Below are 11,316 nucleotides of genomic sequence, written 5' to 3'. Positions count from 1 at the left end.
TCATGGCTGCAGCGGATTTTATAAAAAAACTAGCACCAGGGGCGCAGAAAGTCTATAAAAAATATAATGTCCTTGCGAGCCTAGTCATCGCTCAGGGGTGCCTAGAAAGTGGTTTCGGATCCAGTGGTCTTTCTCAACAAGCCAACAATCTATTTGGAATCAAAGGAACTTATAACGGCAAATACGTATTAATGTGGACTAGTGAGCAGGACAAAAAGGGAAACGTTACTAGGATACAAGCGAAATTTAGAAAGTATCCATCATATGCTGAGAGTCTCGCGGATTTAGGAAGTTTGTACACTCGTTTGAGTCGATATAAAGATGTGGTAGGTGAAAAAGATTATAAAAAGGCTACTGCATCAGTTTCAAAAGCCGGATATGCTACCGACATAAATTATGCAACAAAATTAAACAGCATCATTTTTACTTACAAACTTACGCAATATGACACCTTAGATGATGTGCCGGATGAACCGAGTGAACCACCTGAAACACCAGCTAAACCGTCCTACCCAAGCAAGGAATACCAAGGTAAGGACGTAGAATTAAATGACGGGCTGCCCACTGACATTGATTTCAGGCAGCTGCATGTCTCAACCAAGGACGGCAAGGACCTTGTAGAGATTGTAGGCGCTGTGTTGGAACTGCAAGACGATACAACAGGTAAGAAGAGTTTTACATTCACACTTTTACGGACTGAGGATAATGGGGCGGAATTTGATTTGCTTGTTCCAGGGAACATACTGTATTTAGACGAGAAAGTATACAACCATCAAAAGTATTACATTACAGATATTGAGCTTGATCAGAGCAGGAAAAACGTGCTGCAGAAAAAAGTAACGGCCAATCATGTGTATACTGTACTTCTTGTAAATAACAGAGTCGAGGAAAAAACGTCAAAGAAACTCAACATCAAAGAAGCCCTAGACATTGCACTTGCTGATACACCCTTTCAATATGTCCTGAAAGAAAAAGAATCAGCATTTGATATCGTCGATCAAGACGGCTTCGGAGAAAAGAATAGAATCGAATTAATGGATCAGATCGTTGATGACTATGAAATAGAGCTTGATGTAAACAACTACGTCATCTATGTATATAAAAAGATGGGAAGAGTAGTAGATTACACTTTCGACAGCCGATACAATATGCCAGGCTTTAAATTGAAGATCAATGACCAAAACACATCCACAAGAGCTTGGGGTTACGGAGCAGAGAAGAAGGCTAAGAAAAGTGATACTAAATCAACTGATACAAAAACGAACGAGGATGAAAAGGAAAAAGAGCCTGAATATGAATTCGAGCCTATCCTATACATTCATCCTGATGAAGATAAATTTTTGATTGAGGGTAAGCCGCGCTGGGGTGAGCCGATAAGAGATGACACAGTAAAAAAAGCAAGCAACATGGTATCTGCTTTGAAAAAGCATGTAAATCCATATCCTGACGTGGTCGTTGAGGCAGAGTATCAGTATATCTATGAACCAGCACTACAAGGAATAGAAGAGGATTTTTGGAAGGGTGACACGATACATGTCATTGCTGATACGGCAAACGGGATCACGTTTGAGGACGATGTAAGGCTAGTGTCTGTCACTTATAATCCCCTCAACCCGTATGACAGCCCTAAAATGACTTTCGCTAACTTTAGGAAAGACATCCAGGACTATCAAGTGAGCCAGGCGCGGCAGATTAAGCAGCAAAAAAGATATATAGATCAGTTGATGAGAACGCTCAATTAAGAGCGTTTTTTCTTTTGGAATTGAAAGGAGTGAATAGATTGGTCCGGCTTAAAAAGTATTATGACACAACCCGTAACTCGGTCTATGAATCCCAATTGCGTGGGGATATGCAAACGGTCGAGAATGAACTTAATAAAAATGCTACTGAATTACAGTCTCACAAGGGCAGTAAAAAAGCTCACTTGTCTAGTCAGATTATGCACGGTTTGTTCACCGTTGCCAATAGGATTGACAACATGTGGGCTAGATTGACAAACCTCATTCTCAACCATGACGGGAATGATGTAAAAGAAGTTGTAGACATTCGAGTCGCTAGGGATGCATCTATTCATCCCACAGCAAAAGATAGATTAGACTATGACTTTCAAATTCTTGAGCAAGAAATAGAAGACGCTGCCGTTTCCCTGAATCTAAAAAGGTTTATTAAAAAGTACGGAAGTTTTACGGCAGGATTCAAGGCAGCTCTTAGTCTTGCCAAATTATATCCTGTGCACATTGTTGTTCCTCAAGGACAATACAAACTAATGGAGACTGCACGCATCTATAAAAACACTCACTTAACCTTACAAGCTGGTGCCGTTATAAGGCGCGGATTTGTAGGATCAATGCTTGTAAATGGTGATAAAGACGACCGAACCAAGGGCTATGACGGCCACGGAAATATACTGATTGACGGTCAAGGGGTGTTTGATAGCGCAGGGGGAGAGATCAAAGAACAATGTTCAGTAATAGGTTTTGCACATGCTGAGCGCATTATCATACGGGATATCACTATCAAGGATGTGTGCGGCGGTCATGCCTTTGACTGTGCAGGTAATAAGCATGTCTTAATTGAAAATGTCTGGTATAAAGGTTTCGCTGATTATAAAGGCGACAGATGGTTTTCTGCTGCGATTCAGCTGGACTTAATGAGATCGGCGGGCAACTTCGGCGCATTTGGAGCTTATGACCAAACCGTGAGCAAGCATGTCACTATTCGAGACTGCTATTTTAGCAGATCCGAGAATTTAGGAGGATATGCGCGGGGGATAGATTCTCACACCAGCACTGATGGCTTTTGGTATTCTGATATTCGTATCGAAAACAACGATTTTGAAGATACGACCGAGTACGCAATTTCAGGGAACAAATGGGAAGACGTTTTAATAAGCCGAAACCGATTTAAAAATTGTGCATCCGGCGTAAGACTCATGATTCCAAGCGTTGAATCGGTCTACACGCAAGACGCAAACGGCAATCCTACGAACAGGGTCAACAAGGTAAAGCGTCTTTCAGTCAAAGATAACACTTTCACTAATATCAAAGAACGTCATGCCATTCAGGTATATGGCCGTAAAGGGATTCAAAGAATTGACGATGTGGATGTTTCCGGTAATAAAATCAATGGCGTAAAGGTCAAGCACGCAATCCATTTATCAGATGTGGATGGCTTTTTGGTGTCTCGTAATCAATTTAGAGACATTAAACATCATGGGGTGCTCTTAACACGCTGCAGTAATGGCAAAGTCGAATCAAGCGTTGGACGAGACATCGAGGGGAACGGTGTACGCGTAGAATTAGGGTGTAAGAACATTGATGTCACAAACACAACTTTACGTGAAGTTGGATATTCGGGGATTTCTGTTTCAGGAGATTCAGAGGACATAAACGTTGATTTCAGCGATATTCAGAATGCAGGTAAAAGAACCTCTTCATCAAACCCGTATTACGGAATTATCTTCATGGATGGAGTCACAGATTCGGCAGCAAGATTCAACAAAGTGCGTGGAAAAAAATGCAGATACGCGATGTATTTTACTAGCAAGTGTTCTCGTATTCAGCATTTCGGCAATCGACTAAAAGGAGCTGGCGCAGAAGGTTCTTTGAAAGACAACAGCGTTGATCCTATTAAATCATTTGAAAATGTAACATGAGAGAGGTGATAACATGATTCGCAAAAATGGTCCACTTGATTTTGATGTAAACGCATATACCAGTTCAAGCGTATCAACCAGCATAAATTTTTGGACGCAGGACCGTCAGACAGCAAGGCTCATTTTCAAACTCACTAAAGATGGAGTCCCTTTGCCTCTAGCAGCTGTCATGGGAAAACTTGTATTAGTTATGTCAGATGGCAGCCGATTCATTAGAGACGTAACGATAGTTGATAGAGTGAACGGTCACGCCGAGTATATCTTGTCAGACAAAGAGATTAAGCACTACGGCATAGTACAAGCTGAGCTGAATTTGTACTATGCAAATGATCAATCTTTGTCCGTGCATCAGTTCTCTTTTAACATTTCAAAGTCCCTCATTGATCAAGATATTGTCCCAATCACAGAATACTATGTGGACGAGTTCGAGACTTTAAGAGCAAAGATAAATGAGATGTACGATGAAGCGATCCTAACGATTGATGAATTGAAGGCCAAGTTCGAGGACTTGGAAAAGATCGAAACAAAACAAGGCGCAAAAGCTAAAGTAGCCGAAGCGCTTGCAGCTGCTAAAAAATATACGGAGGATTATGCGGAGACTCCCGTAGGCGCTTTGAAAATGGCTAAAGACCTTGTTGCGGGTTTTCAGCAAAAGAAAATTACAACTGATTCAGGTATGCCATTGATTTCAATTAAAGACACGTCCGTTAGCATCCTAGACGCTGTCATCAATAATGGGCTAGGACAAGGAACGTTTTATGCTATAGCAGGTTCAAAAGACCTTCCGAATAAACGTTCATTCAGAGGCTTTTTCCACATGACGGATGCGACAAACGGAAAGGGTACGTTTGGTTGGGTTTACGCAACAGACTATGTAAATAACATCTACACCAACTATTTAAACAACAATGTGTGGAGTGGGTGGGCTAGACTCTCCAATCATAATTTGTTGTCTGAAACTGGACAAAGCCAGTTGCTTCCTAACGGTACGGACATTTTAACGCTGCCTTCCGGTTGTTACTATGCCGTTGGGACAAATGTCGTCAATATGCCGAGTAAAACCGATTCATCTTGGTTCAATATTTACGTTATTGATAACAGTAACAACCGTAAATACTTTCATATTGTTAGAAGTGGCGATAATTTACATTGGTTCGGCACGATTCATACGGACGGATCATTTAGAGGATGGAGACGGATGCTGACGGATAATGATTTAAGCAGCACATGGAATCAAGTAACGTTAGTCGCAGGAACAGTAAAACAATTTGCGGGAAACCCTCTCCAATTCTCCATACGTCAAAATGACTTACGCATTCGAGGATCGTTTGAGGGAGTCCCGGCGAACGATACTGTCATTGCACGTTTTGCTCAAAAACCGTCAGCAAAAACTGCGTTTTTAGGCGCAACGGTAGGTTCTTATGGGTCTGCTAGATTTACATTAGAGAAAGACGGTTCTTTACGTTTTGATGGGATGTCCGCTAACGATAATTCTTTTGTAAGCAGGTTTGAAATAAATGAATCTATTCCGTTATGGTAAAGGAGGTAAGATATATGCACATTTATTACTTCGATGAGAAGTTTAAATATCAAGGCGAAGATGTAATTGATTATGACGAGCTGCCGGAAAATGCTACGGATGTACGACCGCAAAAGGGGTTATATCTTCCCGTGTATGACGAGAAAAAAAGAATGTGGTTTGAATCAGCATCCGAAGAGTATATAGAGAGCTTGCAGCCTAAACCGCCTTTACCTAATGATATAACCACTCTTAAAAAACAGGCGGCTTTACTCACATTGCAAGTTACGCAGCTGCAGAGAGGCGGGTCATCATGATTTATCCAACGGCGGCCGACATAAAAGTATTTTGGGATTGGGGCGTTTACACTCTTGAGATCATGCGGGAGTATGTCGCATTAGAAGTAATAACAAAAGAAGAGTTTAAGCAGATCACAGGCGTCGCATTCGACAAGCCAGCTGCTTCTGCAGATTTAGGAACCACAGCATCTTAACAGGTGCTTTTTATTTTGCCTTCGAAAGGAGGTGATTAAAGAAATGGAGGAAACGATAGTGTTTATAAACTTTGAAACTTTAGACCTTGCACGAACATACCTATTTGGCGGAGTGAAATTTTTGGACTTGCTCTTGCTGCTAAGCGTCATCGACGTTTTAACAGGAATCATTAAAGCATGGAAGATCGGTAAGCTGCGCAGTCGCACGGCTTGGTTTGGTTACGTGCGAAAAATGCTTAGTTTTGTTGTCGTGATTGTGGCCAACATCATTGATCAGATCATGGGACTAAACGGAGTGCTGACCTTCGGGACAGTGCTTTTCTATATTGCAAATGAAGGGCTTTCTATCACAGAAAACCTTGCACAGATCGGCGTTAAAATCCCGGCTTCTATTACAGACCGACTTCACGTGATCGAATCCGACAGTCAAGAAGAAGAAACAGAAAAGAAAGCTGCTGAGTAATCGGCGGCTTTTTTCTATATAAAAACAAATTAAGGAGTAGATGAACATGACAAAGAAAATTATGCTTGATCCGGGACACGGCGGACACGATCCGGGTGCAGCAGCAAACGGATTAAAAGAAAAAGATCTTGTACTAACTATCGCAAAGAAAACAAAAGCGATTCTTGAAAAGGTGTACGGGGCAACGGTCAAACTCACACGATCAACTGACGTTTACGTTGATCTGTCTCAAAGAGCAAGGTTAGCAAATAATTGGGGCGCTGCTTATTTTGCATCTATTCACATAAATGCTGGCGGAGGAACGGGTTTTGAGACGTTCCGTTTTGATAAACTCTCTGCAGCATCCAGCACTGGCAAGCAGCAAAAGATCGTACATGATGCGATCTATAGAAAAATTAAGGGTAAGGCAGGGGACCGCGGAACCAAGTCTAAAAATCTAGCTGTCTTAAGAGAAACAAAAATGCCAGCAATTTTGACAGAGAACCTTTTCATCGACCGTAAAGAAGATGCTGCGCTGCTGAAACAAGATTCGTTTCTGAATCTATTGGCCGAGGGGCACGCAGATGGGATCGCGGCGGCCGTCGGTTTAAAAAAGGTATCTTCTTCATCTAAAACAAGCCCGAAAAAAGAAACGACACCAAAGGGCGTTAAAATGGCTGTAGTGAAGCCGAATGCTGACGGGTGGCTATGGGTCTATGATAAGCCAAACTGGTCAGCGAAGCACAAAAAAGTAAAGCCTGGTGAAGCGTTTACGATTGATAAGACCGTCAACGTAAACGGATCGAAAATGTACAAGCTGAAATCAGGTCTTTATATCACTGCTGCATCTAAATATGTTCTGGTAAAACAAAAGTAAAATCAAAAGCCCTTCCAAAATGGAGGGGCTTTTTTTTAATGTTTATTTTTCAGGAGACGTTTTTCTGAAAACCTTCTTCACTATGTTTGATCCCAAAAAAATAAAGGCACCAAAAGTAAGAAGTGTGACTCCAAGAGATACCAAACCGATAAGTGGTGCAATAGTCCGCATTAAATCTGCCTCGACATTCATTACTAAACCCACCTTTCTTAATTCTTCCTTAAAACTCATTGTACACATTTACATATCTATTTATGTATGATTATACTTGCTATGTATTTAAATGTAAAACGGAAAGGAGAAACAAAATGAAAGCCAAAATCTTTATGTTATTGTCTGCCGTTGTTTTGATTTTAGGTTTAGCCACTCCATCGTCTAGTTTTGCAGCTCAGAAAGAAACAAAAAAAGAAGAAGTACCATTTTTAAGTAGTCTGATTACTGAAGAGGTGATGACTACTGATATTCCATCAGCTGATTTTGAAGGTAAAACCGAAAAGACATACAGCAATGGTGTAAAAGTGGTTACAACTGTGGAAGACACCAGTCCTATTAGTACAAAAGCAGATAGTTTCTGTGGTACAGGTGCGAAGGCCGTTAGAGCTACTTTTTACTATGGTGGAACCACAGTTTTGACACTAAAAACAAACATTATTTACGAAAAATGCAAAGACAATAAAGTGAAATACAAGTCAACTGAATACTTCACTGCTGCTGTTACAGATGGAACCAGTGATTACGATTCAAAAACTTATAAATCACAAAAAGGTTCAAGAAATGTTTTCACTTGGACTGGACAAGTAAACAAGGTGTCAAGTAAATTTTACAAAGGTGACGTCATTTGGCGTATACAAATTGATGCCTATGGTGTACAAGATAGCACTGTAATTGGCTGATGAAAAGCCCTTCCGTTGGGAGGGGCTTTTTATTTGAGCATTATTTATCATTGTTTGAAAATCGGTGAATCTACAATTCTTTTGCTTTTGCTTCAGCTGCCTTCATCGCTTCGGCTTTTGAAGAAAACCCTTTTCGAACTATCCTTTTTCTTTCCCCTGTTTCTCTATCTAATGATTCAATGACATAAGAGAATGTCTTGTCTGCACATGGTTTAATATTAATCATGATTTCCCTCCTGTTACCGTAATTATTAATTTCATTTTACTAAATATCCCATAAAAAGCAATCTAATAACGTAAATACCTCAGATGAAAAATGTGGGCGTCCATTCGGGCGGCTTTTATCTTTTATTTAAAACGCCATTCCTTCTTCTCCTTATTCCATTCAAGCTCTTTTCGGGACATTAGATTTTTAACAGCCTTACGGATCGTCGGCTCATCCTTGCCCGTTCTCCTTTTAAGGTCATCCATCGAGGGATTCTTTCGAAATCTACTCATATTGTAGATGATTCGGTAAAGCTTCCTTTCAAGATCGGTCACGGCGTAACCTCCTGTAAAAAGAATATATGTTCGATTATAAATGTTAATAAAAAACCCTTCAACTTGAAGGGTCATTTTAAAGAAGATACTTTATCGGTAATTTTCATTTGTTCTCCAGAACGTTCATACGAGAATTTAGCCACTGTTTCATCTTCATCTATATAAGGAACTTTCCAAAATACAGCTATCTGATTGACTGTATCACTATCTTTGCCAATGTTTGCAGCTAAGTCATCACTATACATTTCAACCATGTTATAAGCTGTCTTACTTGTGTTCAATGCATCAAAAGACAAGTAAACAAGAGCAATTAACTTATTCTTCTCACTCGAACCCATATCTTCGTTAATTTCAATTTTTTCAATCGATGTGGTTTTATAGTTCTCTTCAATAATTGTTTTGATTGCTATTTCTGCATCATTTTTTAACATATCTATCTCATCTTCTTTACTGTTATCTTCAACTTCTTCTGAGGTATAAGCTTCATTTTTCTCTTCCTCTGCATCTTTATCTTTAGGCAAAGTTTCCTCCTCAGATATAACTTCAGAATTATTTATTTTTAAATTTACTTCAGCAGTAGCTTTTAGTTCTGAGTCACCGCCAATCTGAGAACCAGTGAGGTTAGATCCCTTATCTCCAAAAATTTCTTGAATAACTTCAGTTTGTTCAAGAACGGGTAGTGTTTCGACATATATAAAATATTTCCCATCATCAAATACTTTGTCATCTTCATTAAAGAATTTATACTCGAAAGATCCATCCTTTTGAACAGCTGTATTAACTATTGAGTTTTTATGGGAATTTTTTTGTTCAAGACGAATCCTTAGTTTCGTATCTTTAGGTAAGTTACTTTTCCCACTAAGGATAATAATTTTATTGTTTGTGATCTCTTTATCCAAAGTGATCTTTACATTTAATTTTTCTTTAGTTTCAATGCTTTCTTCTTTTTTACTAGAGTTATTTGTGGATGTGTTTTCTGCTTTGCCACAAGCAGATATGAATAAGGTACATAAAATTAAAAGGAGAAAAGTTTTAATAAGATTCAATATAGACCCTCCAAAACAAATATTTTCCAAATAAGTCTATCATATTATTCGATGGGAAAGAGGATAAATAATGTTTTTTCCAAATTAAGAATATTACGGAATTGACAATCAAGATGTTATAATTTAGTAAGAACAATTCACAATTGGGGTGTGTTAAATGCATTTCCGCAAAGAATCATCAGTTGAAGAGATCATCAAATATGACGATTACCCTTATAAAGTCTATACAAGGGTTTCGACAGACCGCGACGAGCAAATAAGTTCTAAGGAAAACCAAATTGACGTTTGTCGATATTGGATCGAGCAACACAACTATGAATGGGATGACCGTTCTGTTTTGTTAGACGATGGTATCAGTGGAACCGTCCTTGAAGACAGGGCAGCAATGAAATACATTTTTTCATTGGCGGAAAAGAAAGATATAAAAATGGTCATTTTCAAGTCCATCACACGTCTTGCCCGCGATCTGAAAGATGCTTTATATATCAGAGAAATTTTGGTGTCTAATGGGGTTCGAGTAGTGACTCTTGAAGAGGACTACGACAGCTTATATGAAAGTAAAGCGTCAATGAAATTTGAAATGTCTGCTCTTTTTGCTGAGCAGTTACCTAAGTCTATGTCAGTAAATATAAGCGGTGTACTTGCAGCAAAAGCACGCCGTGGGGAGCACTCTGGGCGTGTACCATATGGTTATACGAAAGATGGTAAACACCTTGTAATTAACGAAAGTGAAGCTCAAGTAATTAGGATGATTTTCCACCTTTATAATAACGAGGGGCTAGGTCAGAAAAGAGTTACATATGCATTGCAAGAAAAGTGCAAAATTGGTGAAATACCTCCTCCTAGAACAACAAGAAATTGGCAGCTTACAACAGTTCAAACCATATTAAAAAACCCAATTTATTGTGGTGTGCACATTGCTAATAGACATACCACGATCAAAGTTGATGGCAGAAAAAAATTTATAAGAAATCCACCTGAAAAATGGAACATTTATGAAGACTTTTGCCCGCCGATTGTCTCAAGAGAAGAGTGGGAGAAAGCAAATAATAAACCAACAGTTAATAAAAAAACTAAATTCACACCATGGAATGAGCTTAGACAACTGCTTATTTGCGGGAAATGCGGATCTAATATGGTCATTATCCAAACCAGCAGAGCTAAAAAAAACGGAGAGAAAACTTATTGGAAATATGTTAAATGCAGTAATTACAGGAGATCTGGTCCCGAAGGCTGTGTGAACCATGTTCCCATCACTTATGAAGAGGTCCGAGATTTAGTGATTGAAAATCTCATCGAATTCTCTAGGGATATATCACACGACTACAAAAAAAATGCATTTGAGCAAAAAGAAAAACAAATAAAGTCTATTAAAGCAGAGTTGAAATCTCTAGAAGCGAAAAATAAAAGGTTACTTGAACTTTATTTAGAAGATCAAATGATTACCAAATCAGAATTTCAAATGAAGCGAAATGACATTCAAGCTAAAATAATAAAACTTGAACAGAGTTTATTTTCCCTACAGCAGGTCCATGATGAGAAAAGTTCAATGATGGAAATGCAAGCGGTTCTTCGAGAGCTTGAAGACAAAGAGAACGATTTGAAGCATGTGTTTGATAAGCTCATTGATCATATTGTGATCCATCCAAACGGGAAAATGAATTTCCATTATAGATTTAAATGATCATGTAAGTTATACTCGTTTGTAAAAGGTATGCATAACAAATGCCATGCAAAAGCTAGGAGTCAAAGGTCGTTCACAGGCCGTCGTCGAGCTTCTGCGTATGGGTGAGCTAGAGCTCTAAAGTCAGCCGGTTTTCCTTCCACACTAGGGAGGAACCGGTTATTTCT

13 protein-coding genes and 1 pseudogene are annotated in these 11,316 nt (G+C 39.2%); 10 read left to right on the top strand and 4 right to left on the bottom strand.

Annotated elements, in window-relative coordinates; all coding sequences use genetic code 11:
* Positions 1-2: 2 nt before the first annotated feature.
* The 7 genes from C6348_RS17120 to C6348_RS17090 are packed head-to-tail and all read left to right on the top strand — an operon-like array spanning position 3 to position 6,986.
* Positions 3-1,742: a phage tail protein gene (locus C6348_RS17120; protein ID WP_106043831.1), complete on the top strand. Its 1,740-nt coding sequence runs from the start codon at positions 3-5 to the stop codon at positions 1,740-1,742.
* A 38-nt stretch (positions 1,743-1,780) separates the two neighbouring features.
* Positions 1,781-3,655 (top strand): right-handed parallel beta-helix repeat-containing protein, encoded by a 1,875-nt coding sequence (locus C6348_RS17115; RefSeq protein ID WP_106043830.1) that lies wholly within the window; start codon positions 1,781-1,783, stop codon positions 3,653-3,655.
* 13 nt (positions 3,656-3,668) lie between these two features.
* Positions 3,669-5,195, top strand: coding sequence for a BppU family phage baseplate upper protein (locus tag C6348_RS19105; protein ID WP_223251596.1), 1,527 nt, complete (start codon positions 3,669-3,671; stop codon positions 5,193-5,195).
* Between the two features lie 14 nt (positions 5,196-5,209).
* Positions 5,210-5,491, top strand: coding sequence for a hypothetical protein (locus tag C6348_RS17105; RefSeq protein ID WP_106043829.1), 282 nt, complete (start codon positions 5,210-5,212; stop codon positions 5,489-5,491).
* The gene (locus C6348_RS17100; RefSeq protein ID WP_106043828.1) at positions 5,488-5,667 is read left to right on the top strand and encodes an XkdX family protein; all 180 of its coding nucleotides are present in this window, start codon (positions 5,488-5,490) and stop codon (positions 5,665-5,667) included. Before C6348_RS17105 ends, C6348_RS17100 begins: the two co-directional genes overlap by 4 nt.
* A gap of 43 nt (positions 5,668-5,710) precedes the next feature.
* On the top strand, positions 5,711-6,130 hold the full coding sequence (locus C6348_RS17095) for a phage holin family protein (protein WP_106043826.1): 420 nt from the start codon (positions 5,711-5,713) through the stop codon (positions 6,128-6,130).
* Between the two features lie 46 nt (positions 6,131-6,176).
* On the top strand, positions 6,177-6,986 hold the full coding sequence (locus tag C6348_RS17090) for an N-acetylmuramoyl-L-alanine amidase (protein WP_106043825.1): 810 nt from the start codon (positions 6,177-6,179) through the stop codon (positions 6,984-6,986).
* 42 nt (positions 6,987-7,028) lie between these two features.
* On the opposite strand, the gene C6348_RS18940 is transcribed toward C6348_RS17090, so the two are convergent.
* Positions 7,029-7,178 (bottom strand): hypothetical protein, encoded by a 150-nt coding sequence (locus C6348_RS18940; protein ID WP_189293930.1) that lies wholly within the window; start codon positions 7,176-7,178, stop codon positions 7,029-7,031.
* Between the two features lie 116 nt (positions 7,179-7,294).
* On the opposite strand from C6348_RS18940, the gene C6348_RS17085 reads away from it, so the two are divergent.
* Positions 7,295-7,879, top strand: a complete 585-nt coding sequence (locus C6348_RS17085; RefSeq protein ID WP_106043824.1) for a hypothetical protein — start codon at positions 7,295-7,297, stop codon at positions 7,877-7,879.
* A 70-nt stretch (positions 7,880-7,949) separates the two neighbouring features.
* Here C6348_RS17085 and C6348_RS17080 read toward each other — a convergent pair whose 3' ends face one another.
* From C6348_RS17080 to C6348_RS17070, 3 genes are all read right to left on the bottom strand, one after another.
* Positions 7,950-8,105 carry an Arm DNA-binding domain-containing protein gene (locus tag C6348_RS17080; RefSeq protein ID WP_106043823.1) on the bottom strand — a complete coding sequence of 52 codons (156 nt, stop codon included), beginning with the start codon at positions 8,103-8,105 and terminating at the stop codon, positions 7,950-7,952.
* Between the two features lie 122 nt (positions 8,106-8,227).
* Complete coding sequence (locus tag C6348_RS19100) at positions 8,228-8,419, bottom strand: helix-turn-helix domain-containing protein (RefSeq protein ID WP_106043822.1); 192 nt, start codon at positions 8,417-8,419, stop codon at positions 8,228-8,230.
* A 71-nt stretch (positions 8,420-8,490) separates the two neighbouring features.
* The gene (locus C6348_RS17070) at positions 8,491-9,465 is read right to left on the bottom strand and encodes a hypothetical protein (protein ID WP_106043821.1); all 975 of its coding nucleotides are present in this window, start codon (positions 9,463-9,465) and stop codon (positions 8,491-8,493) included.
* A gap of 157 nt (positions 9,466-9,622) precedes the next feature.
* Between C6348_RS17070 and C6348_RS17065 the strand changes: the two genes are divergently transcribed.
* Together C6348_RS17065 and gerE are read left to right on the top strand one after the other, a co-directional pair.
* Positions 9,623-11,149 carry a recombinase family protein gene (locus C6348_RS17065; RefSeq protein WP_106043820.1) on the top strand — a complete coding sequence of 509 codons (1,527 nt, stop codon included), beginning with the start codon at positions 9,623-9,625 and terminating at the stop codon, positions 11,147-11,149.
* Positions 11,150-11,183: 34 nt separating this feature from the next.
* Positions 11,184-11,270: pseudogene (gerE, locus tag C6348_RS17060) on the top strand (spore germination transcription factor GerE); the annotation flags it as partial.
* Positions 11,271-11,316 lie beyond the last annotated feature (46 nt).

It is taken from the genome of Bacillus sp. YBWC18 (assembly GCF_002998775.1).
GTDB lineage: Bacteria > Bacillota > Bacilli > Bacillales > Bacillaceae > Bacillus.
Note: the sequence above shows the minus strand (reverse complement) of the source record. Positions and strands in the feature narration are given on the sequence as shown.